This is a genomic window from Arthrobacter sp. ISL-72 (genome assembly GCF_018613755.1).
Taxonomy (GTDB): domain Bacteria; phylum Actinomycetota; class Actinomycetes; order Actinomycetales; family Micrococcaceae; genus Arthrobacter.
In genome coordinates this window covers 69,811-94,218 of the sequence record NZ_JAGGPP010000023.1, presented here as the reverse complement: position 1 = coordinate 94,218, position 24,408 = coordinate 69,811, and the positions used below count along the sequence as shown (strand labels likewise).

Genomic DNA, 24,408 nt, shown 5'->3' with positions numbered 1-24,408 from the left:
CCTTCGCTGCTGAGGCGGCCTGCCCTGGGCCTGGCTATCAGGCGGGAACTTTCGCGGCCGATTCCGTGCGGCCGGCCGCAGGGATTCCTTCGCCCTCCTGCCCGTACAGCCAGTCGTTGTACTGGAAGTTGCCATCCCCGCGGCTCTTGAAGAGCAGGTTGCGCAGCGTCCGCGCCAAACCGGAAACATGCCAGGACTCGCCCCAGATGCGGGCGGTCCGCTGAACCCTCGCCGTGCGGCCGGCCCGAAGTTCGTTGAAGCGGCGGATCGCTTCGTCCCAGGCGGCGGGGTCCACTCCGTCGTCGGTGAATACGGTGCCGTTGCTGGCGTCCTGCAGCACGGCGGCATCTTCGAGTGCCTGGCAGGCGCCCTGCGCGAGGTACTGGAGCATGGGGTGGGCGGCGTCGCCCATCAGCACCATACGGCCGGCGATCCAGTTCTCGATGGGGTCGCGGTCGTACATGGGCCAGCGGATGCCGGTGGCGAGGTTCTTGAGCGCGTCCTGCACAGCGGGGACGCAGTCCTTGTAGGCGGCCTCCAGTTCGTCCACCCCGCCGTACTGCTCTTCGCCGCGTTCAAACGATGCCGATTTGAAGACAGCCACGGTGTTCAGCAGTTTGCCCTTGCGCAGGGGGTACTGGACCAGGTGGCAGTCCGGCCCCAGGTACACGATGACGTCCTCGAGATCCGTCCTGGGGGTGCTCTCCGTGATGGGGACAGTGCCGCGGTACGCAACGTAGGCGGAGCCCACCGGTTCGTCATTGGCCACCAAGCGGCGGAGAGTGGACTTCAGTCCGTCCGCGCCAATCACCACGTCCGCGTCGTAATCGACGCCGGCCGCAGTGTGCGCCACCCCGCGGCCGTCCACGGTCTCCACGCTCTCCACGAAAACGTCGTTGACCAGGCGGACGCCCGCTTCCTGGCATGCTTCCAGGAGCACGCGGTGCAGGTCGCTGCGGTGGATGACCACGTAGGGGGCGCCGTAACGCTCCTCGAATTCGCCGCCCAGGGACTGGCGGGTGAGCTCCTCGCCGGTCACGGCATCACGGAACACCAGGTGCTTCGGCTGCACGCCGATCTCCAGTGCCTTCTCCAGCAGTCCCCAGCGCTTGAGCACCCGGGACGCGTTGGGCGCCATCTGCAGCCCCGCGCCCACCTCGCCGAACTCGGGTGCGCGTTCCACGAGGGTGACGTCGGCTCCGTTCGCCCGCAGGGCAAGTGCACCTGCGAGGCCGGCCATTCCGCCGCCGATGACGAGGACATCCGTGGATGTTGCGTGCTCAGACATTGTTGACTCCCATTGAGGTTGAGGTTGAGGTTTGTGTTTTCAGCTTGATTCCCACCGCGGCAAGCAGGACGGCTGCAACGGCGGCGGCTGCCGCAAAGGCGAGGAAGTTGGAGTTGACACCCAGACCGGCTGCCAGCAGGAGCCCGCCCGCCTGGGGCGCCGCGACGGCGCCGATTCGGCCCACTCCTAGCGCCCACCCGAGCGCCGTGCCACGAAGGTGGCCCGGATAATGGCTGGCGACGGCGGCAATCACCAGGCACTGCGTGCCGTGCGTTCCGACGCCGGCGAGGACCAGCATGAGGTACAGCACTGTGACGGAGGGGCCGGTCACCAGCACCAGCAGTGCGAGGGCTGCCACGCCGGCCGCGGCGATCGCCGTCGGCACCGGACCGTACCGCGTCCCCGCCCAGGCCGTGATGACCGATCCGGCCACGGCTCCGAGGTTCAGTGCGAGGGCAAAGGTCAGTGCCGAACCGAGGTTATAGCCGGCCAGCTGCATCAGGTTGGGCAGCCACGTGCCGAGCCCGTACCAGGCAAAGAGCGTCGCCAGCGTGGCGAGGGCGAACAGCAGGCTGACGCCGAGGTAGGGCGCGCGCAGCAGGGAACCGAATCCCGCTTTTTCCTGCGGTGCGACCGCCGGCTTCTCCGCATTTCCGGGAAGTGTTTCAGGAGGTGCCGTCGGCAGTGTCTCCGGCAGGAACCGCAGCCCCAAGGGAACGACGACGGCCAGGGCCAGGACGGCAACGAGGAACATTGCGGGCCAGCCGAACGCGGGGATCAGCGGAATGCCCACCAGTGCGGCAATGGAGCCGCCGATCGGAACACCGGACATCATGAGGGTGGCGATGGTGGAGCGCCACTTCTCGGGCACCAGCTCGGCCACGAGTGCATTGGCGGAAGGAACCAGCCCGCCCAGTCCAATGCCGGCCAGCAGCCGAAGCGCGCCGAAGACCGCCGCGTTCGGGGCAAAGGCGCACGCGATGGTGAAAACGGAGAAAGCGATCGCGCACCCCAGGATGGTGCGCCGGCGTCCCCAGCTGTCGGCCATGCGGCCGGCGAAGACGGCTCCGATCATCATGCCCAGGAACGCCATCGAACCGATGGTTCCTGCGGTGGCCTTGGTCAGCCCCCAGCCGGTATCTGCAATCAGGGAAGACTGCACCGTGCCGTAGACGATGAGGTCGTAGCCGTCGAAGACCACCAGCAGCCAGCAGACGAGCACTGCCAGCACTGACCGGCGCGGGAAGCGGGGCTGGCGCCCGTCACGTGCAATCGACGGGGAAAGACCGGGCGCGGGCCGCTCCGGCGCTGCAGCGGAAGGTGTGTGATTCATGCCACCAACTGTCCCGGCCCCGGGAGATGAACCACAATATAATTCTGTTATGCAGAACATTCCCCCGCGCGCCACGAAGATGGCCCCGGTCCAGAAGAAACCTACCTATTCCATCGAGGCCGTGGACAACGCGCTGCAGCTGCTTCAACTCCTGCGGGACGGCGGAGCGCTGCGGCTCAAGGACGCCGCTGCTGAACTGGGCGTGGCTCCGTCGACTGCCCACCGGCTGCTTGCCATGCTCGTCTACCGCGGCTTTGCCGTGCAGGACGAAACCCGCCGCTACGTTCCAGGCCCGGCCATGGGTGTGGGCCCGGCAGGACTGAGCTGGACACGGCTGCTGCGGTCCCTGGCACAGCCGCACATGGAGCTCCTCTGCAGCCGGATCAATGAAACCGTGAACCTGATGGTCCGGGTGGGCACGAAAGTGCGTTTCCTGGCCACGGTGGAAGGCGACACTGTCCTGCGTGTTGGAGACCGGCAGGGCACAGTGATGCCCGCCAACAAGGCGTCCGGGGGCAAGGCCATGCTGGCCGAACTGGAACTGCCACTGATCGAACAGCTCTTCCGGAGCCAGAATGCGGAAATTGGCGGGGACAGCATTCCCGACGACGAATATCCAGGCTTCCTCCGTGAACTCGAAACGATCCGAGCGAACGGCTTTGCAGCCAACTTTGAGGGAACCGAGGAGGGCATCAGTGCCTTGGGAATGGCCCTGCATAACCGCAACGGACACGTTGTGGGTGCGCTCAGCGTCGCCACGCCGGTCACCCGCTTCCGCCAGGCGTTCGACGCCGGGATGGTGCCCGCGATGCGGGAGACATGCCGCCAACTGGAGATCGACATCGCCGCTAATCCCGCCGACGCGGACTAGAAGCAAGTTCTGTTCAGCAGAATATGCTGGGGCTCACAGTGCTGTCCTCCTAGAGTCGGATCACGCCAAACGAACTGATCCGCAAGCACCGAGGAGGCTCACGTGTCCATCAGCGCCGAGAACACAACCCATGAATCTGTTGCTGCGCAGCATGTCGCTGCGGAGCCGACGGCGGAGGAGGCGGTGCAGCTGGAGCAGCTGTACCGGGACTTTGATAGGGAGAACCTGATCCCGTTGTGGACGGAGATCGCGGATTTGATGCCGATGGTGCCGTCGCCGAAGGCGGTGCCGCATGTGTGGCGGTGGGATGACTTGTATCCGCTGGCTGCCCGGGCCGGGGACCTGGTGCCGGTGGGGCGCGGCGGTGAGCGCCGCGCGATTGCGCTGGCCAACCCGGGCTTGGCCGGGACCCCGTACGCGACGCCGACGCTGTGGGCCGCGATCCAGTACTTGGGTGCCCGCGAGACGGCTCCGGAGCACCGGCATTCGCAGAACGCGTTCCGGTTCGTGGTGGAGGGCGAGGGGGTGTGGACGGTGGTGAACGGGGACCCGGTGGCGATGCGCCGAGGGGATTTCCTGCTGACCCCGGGCTGGAACTTCCACGGCCACCACAATGACACCGACGCCCCGATGGCATGGATTGACGGGCTGGATATCCCGTTCGTGCACTACGCGGATGCCGGGTTCTTCGAGTTCGGCACCGAACGCGTCACGGACGAGGCCACCCCGGAGGTTTCCCGCTCCGAGCGGCTTTGGGCCCATCCGGGCCTGCGGCCCCTCTCGGGTCTGGAGAACACCACGAACTCCCCCATCGCGGCGTACCGGTGGGAACACACCGACGCTGCCCTGCGTGAACAGCTTCTGCTTGAGGATGAGGGCCACCCGGCCACGGTGTCCCAGGGCCACGCCGCGGTCCGCTATTCGAACCCGACCACGGGCGGGGACGTGATGCCCACGATCCGGGCCGAGTTCCACCGCCTGCGCGCCGGCGCCGCCACCGAGCCCCTCCGGGAGGTCGGCTCGAGCGTCTGGCAGGTCTTCGAAGGCACCGGCACCGTCACCCTGAACGGCGAAACCCGGAACCTGGCCAAGGGTGACCTGTTCGTCGTCCCCTCCTGGACCCAGTGGTCCCTGGAAGCGGACCCGCAGTCAGACACCGAGTTCGACCTTTTCCGCTTCAGCGACGCCCCGATTTTTGAACGCCTGAACTTCAACCGCACGTACACCGAAGGACGCAAGTAAATGAGACTCCTCACCCTCCGCCTCAACAACAGCACCGGCAACAGCACCGGCCAGAGCACGACGGCGGTCCGCCAGGACGGCGATACCCTCACCGAAATCCCCGGGTTCGCCGACGTCGGAGCCCTGCTGAAGGATCCCGCCTGGGAAGAAAAAGCAGCAGCCGCATCCGGGGCCACGCACCCCCTGGCCGGCGCCGACCTCGCCCCGGTGGTCCCGTTCCCGGGCAAGATCATCTGCGTGGGCCACAACTACCGCAACCACATCAAGGAGATGGGCCGCGACATCCCGGAATACCCCGCCCTGTTCGCCAAGTACGCAGAGTCCCTGATCGGCCCGAACGATGACCTGGCCCTGCCGCAGGAATCCGACACCGTGGACTGGGAAGCCGAACTCGCCGTCGTGATCGGCAAGTCCGGCCGCCGCATCCCCGAAGCCCAGGCAGCCGACCACATTGCCGGCTACTCCGTCCTGAACGACATCAGCATGCGCGACTACCAGTTCCGCACCATCCAGTGGCTCCAGGGCAAGACCTGGGAGAAGTCCACCCCGTTCGGCCCGGCCCTGGTCACTGGCGACGAATTCAGCGCCGGGCCGCTGATGACCTCGGCCGTGGACGGTGAAATCCAGCAGCAGACCCCCACCGGGGACCTCGTGTTCACGCCCGAATTCCTGGTCTCCTACATCTCCACGATCATCACGCTGAACCCGGGCGACGTGATCGCCACCGGCACCCCCGGTGGTGTGGGCCACGCCCAGGACCCCAAACGGTACCTGCAGGAAGGCCAGCTCCTGGTCACCACCATCGAGGGCCTGGGCCGGCTGAACAACCGCGTGGTCAAGGAAGCCTGATGGTCGCCCGCAGCGACCTAACCAGGGACCCGCAGCTGCTCGAGGCGCTGCTGCAGGCCCGGCGCGGGTCCGCGTTCTTCGCCCGCAAACTCAACGAGCTCACCGACGCGGATTTCGACGGCGCGTCGCTGCTGCCCGGCTGGACCCGCCGGCACGTCACGGCGCACATCGGCTACAACGCCCGCGCCATCGCGCGGCTGATCGAATGGGCCGCCACCGGGGTGGAAACACCCATGTACCCCTCCCCGGAGGCACGGGACCACGAAATCGAGTTCGGCGCCACCCTGTCCCCGATCGCGCTGCGGAACCTGTTTGGCCACTCCGCGGTGCACCTGAACGTCGAATGGCGCGACCTCCCCGCAGATGCCTGGCAGCACAAAGTAAAAACCGCCCAGGGACGCACCGTTCCGGCCGAGGAAACCGTCTGGATGCGCACCCGGGAAGTCTGGATCCACGCCGTCGACCTGGACAACGGCGCAACCTTCGCCGACATCCCCGAACCCGTCCTGGCTCGGCTACTCACCGATATCACCGCAGCCTGGCACACCCGCGGAACCGACACCGGACTCCTCATCAAGACCACCGGCCAGCCAGCCATGACATTCGGAGATACCAGCACCGAAACACCGGTCATCATCACCGGCCCGCTCGCCGCCATCACCCGATGGGCCGCCGGCCGCGGCACTAACGGTGTCAGGGCGGAACGCGGAGCAGCGGCGGGCGTCACCGCAGCGGGAGCCGCAGCGCCGACGTCGGACGCTGTCTTGACCGAGGTGCCTGCGGCACCCAAGTGGATCTAGCGGGACGCCCGCTATTCCTCGTGCTTGACCCTGTGCAGCCGGGTGACCACCGTGGGGCAAGGGACACGGAGCAGGACGGCGTGGGCGGTTGAGCCGAGCAGGAGCCTGCTGAATCCCCCGCGTCCGCGGCTGCCGATCACCAGGAGGCGGGAATCAGCGGCGGCTTCGACGAGGGCCTTGGCAGGGTCGGTGTCCTTGTCGAGCCGCTGGTTCACCACGAGGTCCGGGTACCTGTCCCGGAGCCCGGCGACGGATTCGGCGAGCACGATCCTGTCCTCTTCCTCGATGACTTCGGCGAGGCCGCTGGCAGGCATGCCGCTCTGGACCCAGCGGGCGGGGCGGCGGAAAGCCAGCAGGACCGTCAGTTCATCACCCTCGCGGTCCGCTTCCACCGCGGCGAACGCGACGGCCTGCATCGACTCCTCCGAGCCGTCCACTCCGACCACCACGCCGCGACCCTCCGGTCCCTGGTCCTGCGGAATGACGGCCACCGGGCTGTCCGAGGCGGTCACCACCTGGAGTGCCCGGTCAGTCATGGGACCTCCGTCGGCCCAGTGCCGGTGGTGCGATCCGATGGCTACCATGGACGCTTCTTTGGACATTTCCTTCAGGGCCGAGCCGGCACTGCCGTGCCGCAGCTGCACGTCGACGGCAACGCCCGGTTCCTTCTTGGCGGCATCCTCCTGCACCTGCCTGAGAAGCTCCATGCCTGATTCCCGGATCAGTTCGTGATACTGGAAGTCCGGGGACATCCACCGGTCGTCCACGGCGTGGATGGCTATGACCGGGAGCTTGAGCCTGGCCGCCCGGTGAAGCGACCACGCCATTGCGGCTTCACTGCCCGTGGAGCCATTGATGCCGACGACGATTGGCTTGCCCATCACACCCTGCTTTTCTCCATCGCGGATTGCGGCCAGCACACGGACGGCCGCTGACACCTTCAGTGTGCTCCGGGGCCGACGCAGGGGTTAGGGCCTTAAGCCCCGGCGGGAGCGCCCTCGCCAGCCGTCGCCGGCGCGGCTGCACGGGCGCGTCGGTATAGCCGCGCAGGATCAGCGGGGGTCGGCGAGGGAGATGCTTTCGAGGTGCTCGGGAACCCGGGCACGCCATCCGAGTTCCCGCTTGATCCTGACCCGGAGGGCATCGGACGCTGCCGGTTCACCATGGGTAATGTACGTCATCCGCGGTCGCCGCCCCGCCGAGCCCATCCACTCGATGAGTCCGTCGGAGTCCGCGTGCGCCGCCAGGCCCTGCACCTGGATCACTTCGGCGCGGACGGGAATGTCGCGGCCCAGGATGCGCAGTTCCCGTTCGCCGGCGGCGAGCGCAGCACCGCGTGTCCCGCCCGTCTGGTAGCCGCTGAGGATGATGGCGTTCTTCGGATCGGATCCGTATTTGGCAATGTGCTGCACGATCCTCCCTCCGGTGAGCGTGCCGCTGCCGGAAATAACCACCATGGGCCCGCCACGGAGGTTCAGCACGTTCGATTCGGCCACCGTCCGGGCCATCCTGGCTGTCTTGTACATATCCTCATACTCGCGCTCCTTGAGCCGGTGTCCGTCGCGGTGCCGCTGGTACAGTGCGGAGGCATCCATGGCCATGGGGCTGTCCACGTAGACGGGGAGGTCCGGAATGGCGTTCTTGCCGCGGAGGCGGGAAAGGTGCAGCAGCAGTGTCTCGGCCTGTCCCACGGCGACCGCGGCAATCATGATCACGCCGTTCTTCTGCGCCACACGGGTGATGATCTCGCCCAGCTGCAGTTCGGGGTCAAGGCTCGAGTGGGCGCGGTTGCCGTACGTGGATTCGGTGACGAGCACGTCAGTGGCACCGAGTTTCCGGGGCGGAAACGTCACAGGATCTTCCTTGCGCCCGAGGTCGCCGGTGAAGTGTACGTGGTGTTGTTCCACCTCCAGCCTGAGCTGGGCGGCGCCGAGAATGTGACCGGCGGGCAGGAACGTGGCGCAGATGTCACCTCCAAGCTGCAGGGGCGTGTCGAAGCCCTGTTCCCGGAAACGGTCAAGAGACCGGGCGGCGTCCGCAGCCGTATAGAGCGGAACGGGAGGATTGTGCCTGGACGATCCGGTCCCGCGGGCGTATGCGGCGTCCTCTTCCTGGGAGTGTCCGTTGTCCGGAAGGAGCAGGGCGCACAGCTCCGTGGTGCCTTCCGTGGCATAGACGGGACCGCTGAAGCCGCCCCGCACCAGGGCTGGAATGTATCCGGAATGGTCGAGATGGGCGTGGGTCAGCAGCACGGCGTCAATGGACCGCGGGTGGACGTGGAAAGGGATCCGGTTGCGGTCGCGGAGCACCTTATAGCCCTGGAACAGGCCACAGTCGACGAGGATGCGCTTACCCCCGGCTTCTACAAGGTACCTGGAACCGGTCACGCTGTCCGTGGCTCCGAGGAACCTGAGTTGCGGGTGTCCGTGCTTCATGGTGTGTCCTGTACTCGCGAGCTAGGTCCCACTTTCGGGACGTTCCTCTACGCGGTCTCCACGTTGCACGGCAATGTGGAGCTGAAGGAGCTGGAGAAGGATCCGTTCAACGCCTACTTCATGGCCAAAAAGTAGCGGCCGGCAAGTAGGCGCCGAACGCATCCCGCGGCGGTCCCTTTACTGCTGGGGACCCGCGATGTTCACCAGCCAGGCAATGCCGAACTTGTCCGTGCACATTCCGAATGTGTCGCCCCACGGCGCCTTATCGAGGGGCACGGTCACGGTGCCGCCGTCGGACAGCTTCTCCCAGTAGCCCCGCAGTTCGGCGTCGTCGTCGCCGCTGAGGGAGACGGAGAAGTTGTCCCCTGGTGTGTAGCTCATGTCCTTGGGTGTATCCGCCCCCATGAGCACCATGCCTGACCCGGTGGTCAGCATGCCGTGCATGATCTTGTCCTGCTCGCCCGCATCTTCGCTGGCTTGGAAATCGGCGAAGGTACTGAGGGCCAGTTCGCCGCCGAAGACGGACTGGTAGAAGTTCATGGCATCCCGCGCATTGTCCCGGAACCCCAGGTAGGGATTAAGTGTCGTGGTCATCGTCAAGTGTCCTCTCGTACCGGTCGAACCCGGACCGCCTCCTGATCCGGTGGCTGCCCGGGCCTGAAACACTTCATATGTTGCCCCAGTCAGGCGGGACTGCATAGGGGTGTTTCCGCGGGCAAGTGCAGAATTCCCGGCCGGGCCATAAGCTCGGGGCATGGCGAGATACTTTGACGTGCACCCCGATGACCCCCAGCCGCGCTCGATCGGACAAGTAGTGGAGCTGGTGCGGTCCGGCGGGCTGATCGCGTACCCCACCGACTCCTGCTACGCGCTCGGGGCGCAGCTGGGCAACCGGGACGCGCTGGACCGTATCCGTGCCATCCGCCAGCTGGACAGCAAGCACCACTTCACCCTGGTCTGCAAGGATTTTGCCCAGCTGGGCCAATTCGTCCAGATCGACAACGACGTGTTCCGCAGCATCAAGGCGGTCACGCCGGGCAGCTACACGTTCATCCTTCCCGCCACCAAAGAGGTGCCCAAGCGCCTGCTGCACCCGAAAAAGAAGACGGTGGGAGTCCGCATCCCGGACAACGCAGTGGTCCAGGCACTGCTGGCCGAACTGGGCGAGCCGCTGCTGTCCAGCACGCTGCTGCTACCGGACGAGGAGGACCCGCTGACCCAGGGCTGGGAAATCAAGGAACGGCTGGACCACGTGGTGGACGCCGTGGTTGATTCCGGTGACTGCGGTGCGGAGCCGACGACGGTCATCGACTTCTCCGGCGGTTCGGCTGAAGTGGTGCGGCACGGCATGGGTGATCCGTCCCGGTTCGAGTAGAGCTTCCGGTCAGTCCTTCTTGCGCGCCCTGCTGGGCTGGACCCGGGGCGGTTCCCCCGGCATCTTCGGGTAGTCCGGCGGGAACGGCAGCTCCCCCAGGCCGGCATCGACGTCGCGTTTCCACCACTCGAGCAGGACGTCGATTTTTCCCGGTTTCGCGTTCATGTCCGCCCACGGGTCTCCAACGGTTTTCAGGCGCTCCGGGACGGTGAGGATGGTGTAGTTCTTCGGGTGGGCGGTGCCCAGTTCGTCCCAGCTGATGGGGCAGGACACCGGGGCATGGGCCAGTGCACGGGGGCTGTAGGCGCCGGCTATTGTGCGGTCCCGGTTGGCCTGGTTGAAGTCCACGAACACCCGTTCGCCGCGCTCTTCCTTCCACCAGGCGGTGGTGACCTTGTCGGGCATCCGCCGCTCCAGTTCACGGGCTGCGGCGATGACAGCGTGGCGGACGTCCAGGAACTCGCGCGTCGGCTCCACGGGGGCATACACGTGGAGGCCACGGTTCCCGGAGGTCTTGATGAACGTTTCCAGGCCGGCTTCCGCGAGCACATCCTTCAACTCAAAGGCCGCAGGGATCGCGTCCTCGAAGTCTGTTCCGGGCTGGGGGTCGAGGTCGATCCGCAACTGGTCCGGGTTGTCTGTATTTTCAGCGCGCGACGGCCAGGGGTGGAAGACCACGGTATTCATCTGGGCGGCCCAGACGGCGGCAGCCGGTTCATCAAGGACCAGCATGGGATGCGAGCGCGCACTCGGAAAGACCACCTTCACCGACCGGATGAAGTCCGGTACTCCCTTTGGCGGGTTCTTGGAGAAATACTGCTCGCCGTCCACGTTGTCCGAAAACCGCTGCAACGCCACCGGCCGGTCGCCGTTCGCCGCGATGAAAGCCTCCCCCACCTCCGCCATGTACCGGGCCAGGTCCAGCTTGGTCAGGCCCAGATCAGGCCAGAGGACGCGGCTGGGACTCGAGATCCGCATTTCACGGGGGCCGTTCTGCCCGTCAACGGTAAGTGTCGTCGCTTCGCTCGCCATGGGGACAACCTACCCCGCCCGATGCGCCGCGTCAGCAGTTGCCGCCGGAAAGGAAGAAACATGTTCGGTCCGCTGGGCACGTCCGGGTCCGTCTGTAAGGATGTGAAGCTACCGGCGGCCGAACGGCGGCCCGAAAATTTTGTCAAAGGAGACGCGTTCCATGGTTGAGGCCGCAAGTGTGCACCACGCCCCGGAGCAGAGTGCGCTGAATGCCCTGCGTGCGGAGGCGGACCTGATGACCGGGGGGCGGGACAACGCCGACTTCCTGCAGCGCTTCGACCGCCACTTCCCTCAGCTGTACCGGCTTTTCCACTCTTTGTACGGAGGACGCCCCGACATCCAGGAGCAGCTGAGCGCACTTGTCGCGCAGACCGCCCGCTCCTGGTACGAGCGCCCCGCGGAGCTCAAGGCCGTGGATGCCCAACGTGACACCAACGAGGGTTGGTTCCTCTCCAACAGCATGCTCGGCGGCGTCTGCTACGTGGACCGGTATGCGGAGGATCTTGAGGGAGTCCGCGCCCGGATCCCCTATTTCAAAGAACTCGGCCTCACGTACCTGCACCTCATGCCCCTGTTTCTGGCGCCCGAACCCCACTCCGACGGCGGCTACGCGGTCTCCAGCTACCGGGAAGTGAACCCCGGACTCGGCACCATGGAACAGCTTCGGGCGCTGGCCGCGGAATTGCGGGCCAACGGCATCAGCCTGGTGGTGGATTTCATTTTCAACCACACCTCCGACGAACACGACTGGGCACGGCGTGCTGCGAAAGGCGACCCGGAGTTCAGTGACTACTACTGGATCTATCCGGACAGGATCATGCCGGACGCCTTCGAACAGAACGTTCGGGAGATCTTCCCGGAGGATCACCCGGGTTCCTTCATCGAAATGCCCGATGGCCGGTGGGTCTGGTCCACATTCCACACGTACCAGTGGGACCTGAACTACTCCAATCCGGACGTCTTCCGGGCCATGGCCGGCGAGATGCTCTTCCTTGCCAACCAGGGCGTGGAGATCCTGCGGATGGATGCCGTCGCTTTCATCTGGAAGCAGCTGGGGACGCCGTGCGAGAACCTGCCTGAGGCCCACACCCTGTTGCAGGCCTTCAACGCCGTCTGCCGGCTCGCGGCGCCATCGCTGCTCTTCAAATCCGAGGCCATTGTCCACCCGGACGAAGTTGCACTGTACATTGACCCCGCCGAGTGCCAGATTTCCTACAACCCGCTGCAGATGGCGCTGATCTGGGAGGCGATGGCGACGCGCGACGTGTCGCTGCTGTCGCAGGCCCTGGAACGCCGGCACAACATCCCGGCGGGAACGTCGTGGGTGAACTACGTGCGGAGCCACGACGACATCGGCTGGACTTTCGCGGACGAGGACGCGGCGGAGCTTGGCATCAACGGCTTCGACCACCGCCGCTTCCTGAATGCCTTCTACGTCAACCGTTTCCCGGGCAGCTTCGCCCGCGGTGTCCCCTTCCAGGACAACCCGCGGACGGGTGATTGCCGCATTTCGGGCACAACCGCGTCGCTGTGCGGCCTGGAGGAGGGAACCGCGCAGGCGGTGGACAGGATCCTGCTCGCCCATTCGGTGGCCTTCAGCGCGGGTGGAATCCCGCTGCTCTACCTGGGCGACGAAGTGGGCCAGCTCAACGACTACGGGTACGCGCTGGAGGAGGGGCACGGGGCGGACAGCCGCTGGGTGCACCGTCCGCACTACCCCGCCGACCGCTACGCAAAGCGCCACGACCCGGCAACGCCCGAGGGTGCGGTGTTCGAGGGGCTCCGGAAGATGATTGACGTGCGGTCCCGGACTCCGGAGTTCGCCGGCACCCGGCTGGTGCACTTCAACACGAACAACCGCGGCGTACTGGGGTACCAGCGGCCCGGAGACGGAACCGGCATCCTGGTGCTCGCCAATTTCAGCGACGGTCACCAGGCGATCACTGCGCAGACGCTTTCGGGCTTCGCCGCCGAGGGGATGGATATCCTCACTGGGGGCACGGTTCGGATCGGCGAAGGGATCATGCTCGGGCCGCAGGAGTTCGTGTGGCTCAGGGTCACCGCGGGAACTAGCTGATCCGGCATCATTGACTCATGCCTTCATCCGAGTCCTCCGTTTCCATCAGCGTCGGCGACGTCCGGGTCTCCGGCATCTACGCCCGGCCGGACAACCCGTTCGCAACGCTCGTCCTCGCCCACGGGGCGGGCGCGGGCATGGAGCATCCCTTTATGGGCGGCTTCACCAAGGCGTTGAATGACGACGGCGTGGCCACCTTGCGCTTCAACTTCCCCTACCGCGAGGCCGGGCGGAAGTTCCCGGACCGGCCGCCCCTTGCGATAGCCGCGTGGCGTGCCGCCATGGACGAGGCCGCGGCCCAGGCCGCCAAGCATTCAGACGACGGTCCGCTGTGGGCGGCCGGCAAGTCGTTCGGTGGCCGGATGGCGTCAATGGCGGTTGCGGAGGGAATGCCCGCGGCGGGGCTGGTCTACCTGGGCTACCCGTTGCATCCCCCGGGCAAGCCGGAGAAACTGCGCGACGAGCACCTGTACGGGCTGACCCTGCCGATGCTGTTCCTGCAGGGGACGCGGGACACCTTTGCCACCCCTGACCTTCTGGAGGGTGTGCTTGCCCGGATCGGCCCCGCCGCGACCCTCCATTGGTACGAGGGCGGAGACCACTCGTTTGCGGTCAAGGGCAACAAGCGAAGCGCGGAAGAGATCGGTGCCTCCGTGGCGGCCCCGGTCGCTGCCTACCTCCGCTCGCACGCCTAGGGATCGCCGGCCACCACATCCGGGCAGACGCCCAGCAGCGGCAGCATCACCTCGTCAACCACTTGGACAAGGTAGTCGTCGTCGAGGGGCAGGGCCGAGAATATGAACCTTTGCCGCAGCAGGGCCGGGCCCGCCTCGACTTTGCGATCCGTCACCAGGGCCGGATCGCATTCGCCGCGCGCCGCGGCTTGTTCGATGATCGCGTGCATGACCCTGCCGACGTTGCCGCGGGTGTATTCCCGGACTTCGGCGGCAACGGACGGATTTTGCAGTGTCTCACCCAGCAGCCCCCGCAGAGCCTGCCCCACCGGGCCGTTCAGCTGCCGCGCCGCGTGCCGCAGAACCGCCAGGGCGTCCTCGCGCAGGCTTCCCGTGTCGGGCACGGACTCCGGCCCGTGCATCGCGTCGTAGGCCGCTTCCAGCACCAGGGCCGCGCGTCCGGGCCACCGCCGGTACAGCGAGGCCTTGCTGGCCCGGGCCCGTCCGGCCACTCCGTCCATGGTCACCGCCGCATAGCCGTGCTCCGCGATTTCCGCCCACACTGCTTCGAAGATGGCGCTGTTCAGCGCTGCCCCCCGGCGGCGCGGCAGGGTGCGGTGGTCCCGGCCTGCCGCCTCGTCAGGCACCGTCGTCCTGTGCGGCGGGCAGGACCGCGCCGGTGTTTCCGTCCACAACCACCCGTTGCCCGGTGGCCAGGATCTTGGTGCCGGTGCCGGTTCCCATGACGGCCGGGATGCCGTACTCCCTGGCCACGATTGCTGCGTGCGAGCCGGTCCCGCCGGTGTCTACCACGACGGCGGCGGCGCGTTGGAAGAGCGGCGTCCAGGACGGATTCGTATAGGGGCAGACCAGGACGTCGCCGCTGCGCAGCTGACCGAACCCGGCAGGCCCGTGGATCACCCGCACGGGCCCCTCGGCACGGCCCCGGCTTGCGGGCGTGCCTGAGACGAGGGCCCCGGGCACCTGCCGCTTGCCGCTAAAGAGCAGGGCCTGGTCCAGCAGCGGGATGCCGTCCAGTTCGCGCCGCTTGGCGGCCCGGGCCAGCACCAGCGGCCGGTAGCGTTCCCGGACGGACGGCGGCAGGGTCCCGCCGTCGTCGTTGTCCCGGATAGACGCCAGTTCCTCGAACCGCAGGTGGTAGACATCCTGGGCAGTGTCCACCACGCCGGCGTCAACAAGGCGCCGGCCGAGGTCGCGGTAGGCGCGCCGCAGCGGCGGAATGAGCTTGGTGGCGTAGAAGTGGCTGTCCTCCCGGAACGCCATCCCCTGCCGTGCATCCTCGACGGCGGCAAGCACCCGCCGCCGCAGCGGCCCGAAACGCAGCACCGGGTGCCGTTTCAGTTCCGCCAGGGCCGCCCCGGTCTGGTCGGCCGCCTGGTGGCGTTCACCGAGCATCGTCTTCACCAGCCCCAGGACCACATCCGGAGCGTCGGACCAGGTGGGCGTGCTGCTCAGCACCACGCTGACCGTTTCGCGGTTGCCGTATTCGGCCAGGAACTCCTCGAAGGCATGGCGGAAGGCCGCATGGGCGGGCTCCTGGTTCACCAGCTGCGGCAGGCGGGCTTCGTTGACGCCGTCAAAGGCGCGCACCAGCGCGGGGTCCGCGCGTGCAATGTCGGCCAGCTGTTCCAGGGCATGGTTGGCCTGGCTTGTACGGGTTTCCGCCCCCGCCACCAGCGCGGAGGCCAGTTTGAGCTTTCCCAGCAGGAGCAGCATGGCGCGGAGCCTCAGCTGCGGCAGGAAGATCCCCGGCAGGTAGGAGATACGCAAGTCCGTGATGTCCCGCATCGTGGTGAAGCAGTCCTCGGCCATCCCCACCACGCCGGCCCAGTGAAGCAGGGCCGGCTCCTGCTCATTGAGCCGTTGCACGCGGCCCAGGAAGGCGGAGAACCTCGGGTCCCGGGTCCATTCGGCGGTCCTGAACTGCCTGGCACGCCGGACAACGGACACGGGCGCAGCCAAGGTGCGGATGGTGGGCCGCGGCACCGGCGGCACCAGCCGGACCACCACTCCGTCCTCCTCAGGGAGCAGCTGCCCGACCCCGGGAAAGACCACACCCATGCTTCCCGCCATCCGGTGCAGCATGGCCAGGATCCCCCGGCTCATCCATCCGGAAACGTCCAGCGGATAGGGCCGCTCCTGGAACATCTCCACAAAGAACGGCCCCACCTTCTTTTGGAAGGCGTTGAGCTTTTGCGGCTGCGGCGGCAACGCCGTCATCGGCCTGGACTGCAGAATAAAGATGCGGCCGTCGGCGGCGGCCCACTCGATGTCCTGGGGGCGGCCAAAATGCTCCTGAGAGCGCCGGGCCAGGGCTGCCAGCTCGGCCAGCTGGTCCGGAGCCAGCCGCGGCCGGGTTCCGGCCCTCCCGGCTCCCTCCCGGGTCCCGCCGGATTCGGCCGCGCTGATCACCACTTCACTGCCCCCGGGGGTAAAACTGAGCGACTTCCCGTTCCGGTCCAGGACATAGCGCTCCGGTGTGACCCGCCCCGAGACCACCGCCTCGCCGAGCCCCGCACTTGCCTCCAGCACAATCTCGTTGCGCTCCCCGGTGACGGGATGGGCGGTGAACATGACCCCGGCGGTTTCGGCCGCCACCATGTTTTGCACGACGACGGCGATGGCCACTTCGTGCGGGCGGATGCCCTGGCGCCGGCGGTAGGCGATGGCCCTGTCGGTCCACAGCGAGGCCCAGCAGTCTGCAACCGCGCGGAGCACGTCCTCCTCGCCCCGGACGTTCAGGTAGGTGTCCTGCTGGCCGGCGAATGCCGCCCCCGGCAGGTCTTCCGCGGTGGCGCTGGACCGCACGGCCACGGCACCGCCGCCAAGGGCGGCGTACCCCGCAGCGATCTCGTCCCGCAGGCTGCGCGGCATCGCGGTGGCCGCGAACAGCGTGCGGATCGCGGCGCCGTCGGGCTCTTCTTCCGAGGCCGCCCCCAGCAGCTCATCCAGCGCGGCGCCCAAGCTTGTTTCTGCCAGGAGTGACCGGTAGGCGCGGGTGGTGATGATGAATCCCGCCGGCACCGGGAATCCCAGCCGCCGCAGTTCGCCGAGGGCGGCACCCTTTCCGCCGGCGGCGTCGATGTCGGCCATACGGAAATCGTCCAGCGGCGCTGTCGCCTTCTCTATGATCGGCCTTTGCCCAGTCATTGGCTGTTGCTCGGTCACTGGCTTTTGTTCAGTCATGGGGGGCTCCTCCGGGCGTGGGGTCGGAATCGTGGACAGTATCTGCGTGGGCGGTGGTGCGCAGCTCCCGCTCGGGAAGGAAGAGGGTCAGCACGAAGGCCACGGCCAGGACCAGCGCCGCGTACCCGAACACCGGCGGAAGTGCGTGCCCGAACGCCTCGGCAACCGCGGCGCGGTCCGGCGGCGGCAGCTGCTCCAGGGCCTTCGGGGTCAGTGACCGGATGCGGTCCCCCAGCCCGGCGGCCACGGGGGCGGGCACCGCGGCGGCGAAACGAACGGTGATGAGGGTGCCCAGCACGGCCACGCCCACCGAACTTCCCACCTGCCGCAGGAACGTCACGGTGGACGTTGCGGCGCCCAGGTCACGGCGATCCACGGCGTTCTGCACCACCAGCACCATCACCTGCATCACCAGTCCGATCCCCAGCCCGAGCAGGAGCATCGAAAAGAGCACGGACCAGGGGCTGCTGCCCGCATCCATGGTGCTGAACAGCCAGACTCCGGGAACGGCGAGCAGTGTCCCGGCCACGGGATAGAGCTTGTAGCGGCCGGTCCTGGTGATCAGCGCGCCCGACGCCGCCGTCGTGATCAATATTCCTGCCATCAGGGCGATCAGCATGCCTCCGGAGGCGGTGGCGGACATGCCCATGCCCACCTGCAGGAACGCAGGCAGGTAGCTCAGCGTGGCGAACATCGCGAAGCCGAGCAGGAAGCTGACGGCCGTCGGGATGGCGAAAGCTGCGTCGCGGAACAGCGCCAAAGGGATGATGGGGTCCGGCGTGCGCAGGGAGACGAAGATCCAGCCGGCCAGCGACAGCACGCTGAGCACAACGAGGGCGGGCACCACCCAGGCCGGGCCGGCGTAGCTCCCGGTGCTGCACAGCAGAATCACGGACACGATGGCAAGGCTCAGCAACGCAGCGCCGCCATAGTCGACGTGCCGGCCGCCGGGCGGGGCAGGAAGCCGGAGCGTAAGGGTCACGACGGCCAGGGCGGCAAGGCCGAGGGGCACGTAAAAATAGAAAATCCAGCGCCAGGACAGATGGTCCACCACGGCACCGCCGGCCAGCGGCCCGACCACCGCCGCCACAATGAAGGCGGCCCCGATGATGCCGAGGAACCGCCCGCGGTCCCGGGGGCTGACCAGCTCCCCTATGACTGTCTGGGCTCCGATCATGAGGCCGCCGCCGCCGGTTCCCTGGACGGCTCGGTAGGCAATGAGTTCCGGGACGGACTGGGCCAGGGAACACAATGCCGCCCCGAGGATGAAGACCACCAGAGAAGCCTGCAGAACCTTCTTGCGTCCGAACGCGTCGCCGAGCTTTCCGGTCAGGGGCATGGCGGCGGTGGCTGCGACGAGGTAGCCCGTGATGATTGCCGGCATCTGGTCGAGCCCGCGGAGGTCCCCCGCCACGGTGGGCAGCGCCGAAGCCATAACTGTCTGGTCCAGGGCGCCGAGGAACATGACCAGGAGAATGCCTGGCAGCGCCCTGCGGACGCCGGCTGTGAGCAGTGGCGGGTGTTCGGTTCGATCCATGGCCTGGCCCGGGAGTTTAGAGAACGTCTAGTTCTCTAAACGTACGCCGGTCCGGTTGCGCCGTACAGGGGCGGCTTTGCAGGGCGGGGGCGGCCTTGCAGTAGAGGAGCGGTGCGCCCTGTCCTCAGGACTTCGACCCGGCGTGGGCCAGGTTCGGCGGCACGGGTTCGTGGCGCAGGTAGGTGCGGCGGAACCGCCCGGTGCCGGCTGTCAGTGCCCGCAGCTCCACGGCGTAGCGGAGCAGTTCCTGCTCGGGTATCTCGGCGCTGATCTCGGTGCCGCTGCCGTCGGCCGACGTTGTTCCGGTCAGCCGGCCGCGGCGGGACGAGAGATCGCTCATCACCGCGCCCACATAGTCATCGGCGACACTGATGGTCACCGCCAGGACCGGTTCAAGGAGCTGGATCCGGCCCCCGGCTGCCGCTTCCCGCAGGGCCAGCGCCCCTGCTGCCTGGAACGCCGCGTCCGACGAGTCGACGCTGTGCGCCTTCCCGCCGGTCAGTGTCACGCGGATGTCCACCACCGGGAAGCCCGCTGACACCCCCTTCTGCATTTGGGCCCGGACACCTTTCTCCACCGAGCCGATGTACTGCCCCGGGATGACGCCTCCCACGGTCTTGTCAACGAACTCGAAGCCGGCGCCGCGTTCCAACGGCTCCACCTCGATGTCGCAGATGGCGTACTGGCCATGGCCGCCGGACTGTTTGACGTGCCGTCCGTGGCCTGAAGCCGGCGCCGCGAACGTTTCGCGCAGCGGCGTAATCACGTCCACGGTCTGCAGCTTGACCCCCTGCTCGCGCAGCCTGTCCAGCACCACCTCCCCGTGGGCTTCGCCCATGCACCACAGGATCAGCTGGTGGGTTTCGGAATTCCGTTCCACCCGCAGCGTGGGGTCCCCGGCCGCCACCTTCCCCAGGCTCTTGGCAAGGGCGTCCTCATCGCTGCGGGAGGCCGCTTCCACGGCCACGGGCATCAGGGGCTCCGGCATGTCCCACGAAACGATCAGCACTGGGTCGTCCTTGGCCGATACGGTGTCTCCGGTCTCGGCGCTGGCCAGCTTGGCGATCGCGCAGATGTCCCCCGCCACGCAGTAAGGCACCGCTTTGAGGTTGGACCCCACCGGGGAGTAGAGGTGGGTGAGGCGCTCATCACTGTCATGGTCCTCGTGGCCCCGCTCGGCCAGCCCCCGCCCGCTGACGTGCACGGCTGAATCCTCGCGCAAAGTCCCGGAGAAGACGCGGACCAGGCAGACGCGGCCCAGGAAAGGGTCAATGGTCGTGCGCACCACCTCGCCGGCAAGAGGGCCCGCAGGATCGCACGCCAGCGCCGCTGCGGGGGCGCCCGAAAGGCTGGTCACCTGCGGGAGTGTGCGCTCCAGCGGTGAGGGAAATGCGCGGGTCAGCATATCCAGGAGTTCGGCCATGCCCAGTCCCGTTTCGGCGGACGTCGCCAGCACGGGAAAGAACGTTCCGCGGGCGACGGCGGTCTCCAGGTCGGTGACGAGGGCGTCGACGTCGATCTCCTCACCTCCGAGATAGCGGTCCATGAGGGTTTCGTCTTCGCTCTCTGAAATGATTCCCTCGATGAGCGTCCCGCGTGCGCTTTCGGAGACGGCGGTCTCGTCGGTGGTGGCAGCCCGGACGGTCGGTGTTGACGACCCGGCGGCGTACTCCGAAACGGTTCCGGAGAGCAGTCCGAGCAGCCCGCTGGTGGCAGCGCCTGTGCGGACGGGAAGATAGGCCGGCACCACCGAGTCTCCGAATGCGCGCTGGCAGGCGGCCACCGCCGCCTCGAAGTTCGCGCGCGGGTGGTCCAGGCGGCTGATCACCACCGCCCGGGGCATCCCTACCTGGTCGCATTCGGCCCATAGTGCCGTAGTGGCGGCGTCGATGTCGTCGATAGCCGACACTACGAACAGCGCTGAGTCCGCTCCCCGCAGACCTGCCCGGAGTTCGCCGGTGAAATCGCCGTAGCCCGGTGTGTCGAGGAGGTTGACCTTGATGCCCTCCACCACGAGTGGCGCCACGGAGAGCACCACGGAGCGTTGCTGGTGCACCTCGGAGGGCTCGGCGTCGCTGACAGTTGTCCCGTCCTCGATCGATCCCATCCGTGAGATGACGCCGGTTGCCGCCAGCAGCGCTTCCACCAGCATTGTCTTTCCCGCGCCTGAATGCCCCACGAGTGCCACGTTGCGGACTTTCTCCGGTGCGTCGGCAGGAGCCCCGGCGGAGGCGTCCGCCCGCCGGGTCTCAGAGGTTCCGCGGGCCGGGCTCTTGGCCCGGCCATTTGTGCCTTTTACCGACATGAGCAACTCCAGGCGTCTTAGTCGTGAGCCGCCGCGCGGCCTCTGTAAGACGATTCGACACCCTGAGGCCGCCGAACTTCAAGAGGAAGAGGTGTTGCCCTTGGTTACCGGTCAGGCTTCGTCGTGCCACCAGCCTTCCCAGGGCGTGGATGACAGCTGGCCGCTGGGGAATGCGCCCAAGGCGCCGGACCCTCCTGCGTGAGGATCCCGGTCCTTCCAGCCGGAATGAAGGGAGAGCGTCAAGTTGCTCAAAAGCATCATCATGGTGTGTCCTTCCGTTCGCTGCGTGGACCACTACGTCCAGGTAGAAACGAGCGTATAGGTGCAATGTTTCACCGCCACGACGTCAGGTTTCAGGCGTGTATCAGTATCCTCACGCCTCCCCTTTGGACACTTCCCCGATTACCCCGCGGGAGTTATTCCGCGAGGATGAGGTAGAGCGCGCGGCGGGCTTCGTCGATCTTCTCCACGGCGGCCTGGCGCTGTTCATCGGTAGCCGCGACCCTGAACTGGTGAATGACGCCCATAAGCTTTCCCACGCTTTGGTGAAACGCGGGTCCGGTGCCCTCGGGATCGGTGTTCCAGGCGTTGCCCAGTTCTTCGGCGTGCTCTGCCACGTAAGCCTTGCCGGCCTCAGTGAGGGTGAACTCTGTGCGCCGGCCCTCACCAACGGGGGTAATGAGGTCCTCGTCGACAAGCTGCTGCAGCGTCGGGTAGACCGAACCCGGACTTGGACGCCAGGCCCCGGACGTTTTTTCCGCGATTGTCCTGATCAGCCCGTACCCGTTGGACGGGGCTTCCGCCAGGAGGGAAAGAATTGCGGAGCGAACGTCGCCCCTGTTGGCGCGCCGGGAACCTCCGGGTCCAAAGCCGGGACCGAAGCCTGGACCGAAGCCTGGACCGAAACCCCTTCCGCCGAACCCGCCCCCGCCGTGCCCGTGGGGCCCGCGGCGGCCCCGGCCGCGCTCGAACCGTCCCCTATCCGGGCCGTTGTCTGAAAATTTGTCGTGAATGCCTTTCATGGTGGCATCGTCCTTCCGAATGTTGTCGTCACCGACCATCGGCGATACTTAACGATATATCGGTAAGTATCGCCCGTCAAGAGTCCGATGCAGCGCAGAACCTCACGGCGCTGTGAGGATGACGAGTTGGCGGGTCGCCCGGGTCATCGCCACATAGTGGTCCACGGCGCCTTCGATGCCCGTGCCGAAAGCCTCCGGGTCGACGAGGACCACCAGGTCGAATTCAAGCCCTTTCGACAGCTCCGGGGTCAGCCATCTGACCCGGGACATTCCCCGGAACGAACCGGGCCTGACGTCGCTCGTACTGATCACGCAGGCCGTACCGTCGGCGTGCTCGGCGAGCCACGTGCCCAGGACCGAGCCCAGCCCGGCGGTGGATCCGTGCACGACGGGGACACCGGTGCTGCGGATGGAGGTCGGGACGTTCGCGTCCGGGAACACGGCCCTGATGACCGGCTCGGCTTCCGCCATCACCTCCTCCGGCGTTCGATAGTTGATGCTGAGGGTTGCCAGGTTCACGTTGGCAAATCCGACCCGGTTCAGGCGCTCCTGCCACGACTCCTTGAATCCATGCCTGGCTTGGGCGCGGTCCCCGACCACTGTGAAGCTCCGGGACGGGCATCGGAGCAGCAGCATCTGCCACTCTGCGTCGGTCAGCTCCTGCGCTTCGTCCACCACGACGTGGGCGAACGGCCCGGCGAGCGTGTCCGGGTCAGCGGCCGGCAGTGCACCGTCGTCGACCAATTTGTCCTGCATGTCCTGCCCGCGGAGCATCGACATCACCCGGAGTTCGGAGTCGTCGGCAGCAATCAGGTCCTCCACCACGCGGTCCATGAGTTCCCGCTCAGCGGCGACGGCAGCATCCTGCCGACGCCGGCGCCGTGATGCTTCGGGGTCGCCGAGTCGCTGACGGGCGGCGTCCAGGAGCGGCAGGTCTGAAGTGGTCCAGGCTTGGGCGGCCCGGCGCTGCAGCTTCCTGACCTCCTCGGGGCGAAGTCCGGGTACACACAGGCGCAGATAGGCGGGCACCGACCAGAGGTCGCCGACAAGGTCGGTGTAGTCCAGCAGCGGCCACGCCCTGCTGAATGCGTCAGCCAACTCCTCGTTCCGCGCCAATGCCCTGCGGAGCACGTCGTCGGGGACGTCATCGTCATCGTGCCTGTCCACGAGGATTGGTGAGCAGCTCCTTCCAGACTTCATCACGCGCCTCGTTGTGCGGAGAGTGCCGGCGGCCGGTGCCTCGAACGCCTCGGCCCACTCGTCGGCGCTGAGCCAGATGTCGGCGTACGGTGTCTCGATCTCCATCCCGCTGGCGGGCGGTTGCTCATAGAACCGAACGGCCGGCTCGATCGCCTTCACCATGGCTGCGGACGACTTCAGGAGGGCTACGTCCGGGTCGGCTTCAACCGCTGCCGCGGCGCCCTCGGGGACGAGGTCCCGCAGGGTGCAGGTCTGCACCCCTTCCTCGCCGAGGCTGGGCAGGACGTCGGCGACGTAGGCCAGGTAGGGCCGGTGCGGGCCGATGAACAACACGCCGCTTTTGCTGTGGGAACCGCGGTGGCCAATGCGGGGATCGGAGTAGAGGAGGTAAGCGGAGCGGTGGAGTGCGACGACGGTTTTCCCCGTGCCCGGACCGCCGTCGACCACAAGGGCGCCGCGGGAAGGAGCGCGGATGATGGCGTCTTGGTCGGACTGGATGGTTCCGAGCACGTCGCGCATCCGGGCTGACCGGCTGCTGCCCAGGCTGGCGATGAAGGCGGACAGGTCTTCGAGGGCGGCGTCCCCTTCCAATGCGGCTGTGCCGTCCATGGTAAAAACTTCGTCCCAGTAGTCGCTGATCCGGCCGCGGGTCCAACGGTACCTGCGGCGGCTGGCCAGCCCCATCGGATTCGCGTGGGTCGCGCCAAAGAACGGCTCAGCTGCGGGGGCGCGCCAGTCGATGAGCAGCCGGCGGCCGTCGCTGTCGGTGAGGCCAAGCCGTCCGATGTACACGGGCTCAGGGTCGTCCGCGCTGACGATGCGTCCGAGGCACAGGTCTGGGCCGAAGCGGCCCAGGGCTCGCAAGCGGGCCGTCAGCCGGCGGATCTCCACATCCCGTTCCAGCGCCTCCTGGCCTAGGCGGCCGGGCGCCCTGCGCACGGCATCGAGATGGTCCGACAGCTCGGTCATTGAGCGCTCGAGGCTCTCTGCGACGGCCGCGAAGTGCCGCTCGTCCTCGGCGATCAGCGCCGGCTCGGCCTTGGGTGCAAGGTTCTCGGGAAGGTTGAAAGCGCTGGCGGTCAGGGGCACGCCATCAATTCTGCGCCGGTACCCGGATCTTGCGGCAAGCGCCCGGGTGCCCTATAGATTGAAAGTAAGGAG

The 24,408-nt window shown here is 67.1% G+C and carries 21 protein-coding genes; 8 read left to right on the top strand and 13 right to left on the bottom strand.

Annotated elements, in window-relative coordinates:
* Positions 1 to 37: 37 nt before the first annotated feature.
* Both J7I92_RS18345 and J7I92_RS18340 read right to left on the bottom strand, forming a co-directional pair.
* Positions 38 to 1,288, bottom strand: a complete 1,251-nt coding sequence (locus J7I92_RS18345; protein ID WP_214842872.1) for an FAD-dependent oxidoreductase — start codon at positions 1,286 to 1,288, stop codon at positions 38 to 40.
* Positions 1,281 to 2,621 (bottom strand): aromatic acid/H+ symport family MFS transporter, encoded by a 1,341-nt coding sequence (locus J7I92_RS18340; RefSeq protein ID WP_214842871.1) that lies wholly within the window; start codon positions 2,619 to 2,621, stop codon positions 1,281 to 1,283. The genes J7I92_RS18345 and J7I92_RS18340 overlap by 8 nt, the downstream gene beginning before the upstream one ends.
* Positions 2,622 to 2,670: 49 nt before the next feature.
* On the opposite strand from J7I92_RS18340, the gene J7I92_RS18335 reads away from it, so the two are divergent.
* From J7I92_RS18335 to J7I92_RS18320, 4 genes are all read left to right on the top strand, one after another.
* Positions 2,671 to 3,492, top strand: coding sequence for an IclR family transcriptional regulator (locus J7I92_RS18335; RefSeq protein ID WP_214842869.1), 822 nt, complete (start codon positions 2,671 to 2,673; stop codon positions 3,490 to 3,492).
* A 102-nt stretch (positions 3,493 to 3,594) separates the two neighbouring features.
* Positions 3,595 to 4,734: a cupin domain-containing protein gene (locus J7I92_RS18330; protein WP_214842867.1), complete on the top strand. Its 1,140-nt coding sequence runs from the start codon at positions 3,595 to 3,597 to the stop codon at positions 4,732 to 4,734.
* Complete coding sequence (locus J7I92_RS18325; protein WP_214842866.1) at positions 4,735 to 5,583, top strand: fumarylacetoacetate hydrolase family protein; 849 nt, start codon at positions 4,735 to 4,737, stop codon at positions 5,581 to 5,583. It abuts the gene before it with no gap.
* Positions 5,583 to 6,383 (top strand): maleylpyruvate isomerase family mycothiol-dependent enzyme, encoded by an 801-nt coding sequence (locus tag J7I92_RS18320; RefSeq protein WP_214842865.1) that lies wholly within the window; start codon positions 5,583 to 5,585, stop codon positions 6,381 to 6,383. Before J7I92_RS18325 ends, J7I92_RS18320 begins: the two co-directional genes overlap by 1 nt.
* 11 nt (positions 6,384 to 6,394) lie before the next feature.
* On the opposite strand, the gene J7I92_RS18315 is transcribed toward J7I92_RS18320, so the two are convergent.
* Together J7I92_RS18315 and J7I92_RS18310 are read right to left on the bottom strand one after the other, a co-directional pair.
* Positions 6,395 to 7,264 (bottom strand): universal stress protein, encoded by an 870-nt coding sequence (locus J7I92_RS18315; RefSeq protein ID WP_214842864.1) that lies wholly within the window; start codon positions 7,262 to 7,264, stop codon positions 6,395 to 6,397.
* 171 nt (positions 7,265 to 7,435) lie between these two features.
* The gene (locus tag J7I92_RS18310) at positions 7,436 to 8,818 is read right to left on the bottom strand and encodes an MBL fold metallo-hydrolase RNA specificity domain-containing protein (RefSeq protein WP_214842863.1); all 1,383 of its coding nucleotides are present in this window, start codon (positions 8,816 to 8,818) and stop codon (positions 7,436 to 7,438) included.
* On the opposite strand from J7I92_RS18310, the gene J7I92_RS18305 reads away from it, so the two are divergent.
* Positions 8,804 to 8,953, top strand: coding sequence for a hypothetical protein (locus J7I92_RS18305; RefSeq protein ID WP_214842862.1), 150 nt, complete (start codon positions 8,804 to 8,806; stop codon positions 8,951 to 8,953). The genes J7I92_RS18310 and J7I92_RS18305 overlap by 15 nt on opposite strands.
* A 42-nt stretch (positions 8,954 to 8,995) precedes the next feature.
* On the opposite strand, the gene J7I92_RS18300 is transcribed toward J7I92_RS18305, so the two are convergent.
* Entirely contained in the window at positions 8,996 to 9,412 is a 417-nt protein-coding gene (locus J7I92_RS18300) for a VOC family protein (RefSeq protein ID WP_214842860.1), read from the bottom strand.
* A 160-nt stretch (positions 9,413 to 9,572) separates the two neighbouring features.
* On the opposite strand from J7I92_RS18300, the gene J7I92_RS18295 reads away from it, so the two are divergent.
* A complete protein-coding gene (locus J7I92_RS18295; protein WP_214842858.1) occupies positions 9,573 to 10,193 on the top strand; it encodes an L-threonylcarbamoyladenylate synthase in 621 nt (206 codons plus the stop codon).
* Between the two features lie 9 nt (positions 10,194 to 10,202).
* On the opposite strand, the gene ligD is transcribed toward J7I92_RS18295, so the two are convergent.
* A complete protein-coding gene (gene ligD, locus J7I92_RS18290; RefSeq protein WP_214842856.1) occupies positions 10,203 to 11,225 on the bottom strand; it encodes a non-homologous end-joining DNA ligase in 1,023 nt (340 codons plus the stop codon).
* A gap of 160 nt (positions 11,226 to 11,385) precedes the next feature.
* On the opposite strand from ligD, the gene J7I92_RS18285 reads away from it, so the two are divergent.
* A complete protein-coding gene (locus J7I92_RS18285; RefSeq protein ID WP_214842854.1) occupies positions 11,386 to 13,302 on the top strand; it encodes an amylosucrase in 1,917 nt (638 codons plus the stop codon).
* 17 nt (positions 13,303 to 13,319) lie between these two features.
* The gene (locus J7I92_RS18280) at positions 13,320 to 13,997 is read left to right on the top strand and encodes an alpha/beta family hydrolase (protein ID WP_214842852.1); all 678 of its coding nucleotides are present in this window, start codon (positions 13,320 to 13,322) and stop codon (positions 13,995 to 13,997) included.
* On the opposite strand, the gene J7I92_RS18275 is transcribed toward J7I92_RS18280, so the two are convergent.
* The 7 genes from J7I92_RS18275 to helR all read right to left on the bottom strand — a co-directional run bounded on the left by J7I92_RS18275 (position 13,994) and on the right by helR (position 24,336).
* The gene (locus J7I92_RS18275) at positions 13,994 to 14,623 is read right to left on the bottom strand and encodes a TetR/AcrR family transcriptional regulator (protein ID WP_214842850.1); all 630 of its coding nucleotides are present in this window, start codon (positions 14,621 to 14,623) and stop codon (positions 13,994 to 13,996) included. The two genes, J7I92_RS18280 and J7I92_RS18275, sit on opposite strands and share 4 nt — an antisense overlap.
* On the bottom strand, positions 14,616 to 17,147 hold the full coding sequence (locus J7I92_RS24250; RefSeq protein ID WP_214842848.1) for a PEP/pyruvate-binding domain-containing protein: 2,532 nt from the start codon (positions 17,145 to 17,147) through the stop codon (positions 14,616 to 14,618). Before J7I92_RS24250 ends, J7I92_RS18275 begins: the two co-directional genes overlap by 8 nt.
* A gap of 28 nt (positions 17,148 to 17,175) precedes the next feature.
* Positions 17,176 to 18,720 (bottom strand): MDR family MFS transporter, encoded by a 1,545-nt coding sequence (locus tag J7I92_RS18265; protein ID WP_214842846.1) that lies wholly within the window; start codon positions 18,718 to 18,720, stop codon positions 17,176 to 17,178.
* A 124-nt stretch (positions 18,721 to 18,844) separates the two neighbouring features.
* On the bottom strand, positions 18,845 to 21,025 hold the full coding sequence (locus tag J7I92_RS18260; protein ID WP_214842844.1) for an elongation factor G-like protein EF-G2: 2,181 nt from the start codon (positions 21,023 to 21,025) through the stop codon (positions 18,845 to 18,847).
* A 111-nt stretch (positions 21,026 to 21,136) separates the two neighbouring features.
* Positions 21,137 to 21,289: a hypothetical protein gene (locus J7I92_RS18255; protein ID WP_214842942.1), complete on the bottom strand. Its 153-nt coding sequence runs from the start codon at positions 21,287 to 21,289 to the stop codon at positions 21,137 to 21,139.
* 152 nt (positions 21,290 to 21,441) lie between these two features.
* Positions 21,442 to 22,047, bottom strand: a complete 606-nt coding sequence (locus J7I92_RS18250) for a PadR family transcriptional regulator (protein ID WP_214842842.1) — start codon at positions 22,045 to 22,047, stop codon at positions 21,442 to 21,444.
* A gap of 102 nt (positions 22,048 to 22,149) precedes the next feature.
* Entirely contained in the window at positions 22,150 to 24,336 is a 2,187-nt protein-coding gene (helR, locus tag J7I92_RS18245; RefSeq protein ID WP_311380424.1) for an RNA polymerase recycling motor ATPase HelR, read from the bottom strand.
* Positions 24,337 to 24,408 lie beyond the last annotated feature (72 nt).

Coding starts and splice junctions, on each gene's coding strand:
- J7I92_RS18300 (WP_214842860.1), bottom strand. CDS start 9,412: ATGACCACGACACTTAATCCCTACCTGGGGTTCCGGGACAATGCGCGG.
- J7I92_RS18325 (WP_214842866.1), top strand. CDS start 4,735: ATGAGACTCCTCACCCTCCGCCTCAACAACAGCACCGGCAACAGCACC.
- J7I92_RS18320 (WP_214842865.1), top strand. CDS start 5,583: ATGGTCGCCCGCAGCGACCTAACCAGGGACCCGCAGCTGCTCGAGGCG.
- J7I92_RS18265 (WP_214842846.1), bottom strand. CDS start 18,720: ATGGATCGAACCGAACACCCGCCACTGCTCACAGCCGGCGTCCGCAGG.
- J7I92_RS18340 (WP_214842871.1), bottom strand. CDS start 2,621: ATGAATCACACACCTTCCGCTGCAGCGCCGGAGCGGCCCGCGCCCGGT.
- J7I92_RS18260 (WP_214842844.1), bottom strand. CDS start 21,025: ATGTCGGTAAAAGGCACAAATGGCCGGGCCAAGAGCCCGGCCCGCGGA.
- J7I92_RS18310 (WP_214842863.1), bottom strand. CDS start 8,818: ATGAAGCACGGACACCCGCAACTCAGGTTCCTCGGAGCCACGGACAGC.
- J7I92_RS18295 (WP_214842858.1), top strand. CDS start 9,573: ATGGCGAGATACTTTGACGTGCACCCCGATGACCCCCAGCCGCGCTCG.
- J7I92_RS18250 (WP_214842842.1), bottom strand. CDS start 22,047: ATGAAAGGCATTCACGACAAATTTTCAGACAACGGCCCGGATAGGGGA.
- J7I92_RS18285 (WP_214842854.1), top strand. CDS start 11,386: ATGGTTGAGGCCGCAAGTGTGCACCACGCCCCGGAGCAGAGTGCGCTG.
- J7I92_RS18345 (WP_214842872.1), bottom strand. CDS start 1,288: ATGTCTGAGCACGCAACATCCACGGATGTCCTCGTCATCGGCGGCGGA.
- ligD (WP_214842856.1), bottom strand. CDS start 11,225: ATGGCGAGCGAAGCGACGACACTTACCGTTGACGGGCAGAACGGCCCC.
- J7I92_RS18335 (WP_214842869.1), top strand. CDS start 2,671: ATGCAGAACATTCCCCCGCGCGCCACGAAGATGGCCCCGGTCCAGAAG.
- J7I92_RS18255 (WP_214842942.1), bottom strand. CDS start 21,289: ATGATGATGCTTTTGAGCAACTTGACGCTCTCCCTTCATTCCGGCTGG.
- J7I92_RS24250 (WP_214842848.1), bottom strand. CDS start 17,147: ATGACTGGGCAAAGGCCGATCATAGAGAAGGCGACAGCGCCGCTGGAC.
- J7I92_RS18315 (WP_214842864.1), bottom strand. CDS start 7,264: ATGGGCAAGCCAATCGTCGTCGGCATCAATGGCTCCACGGGCAGTGAA.
- J7I92_RS18280 (WP_214842852.1), top strand. CDS start 13,320: ATGCCTTCATCCGAGTCCTCCGTTTCCATCAGCGTCGGCGACGTCCGG.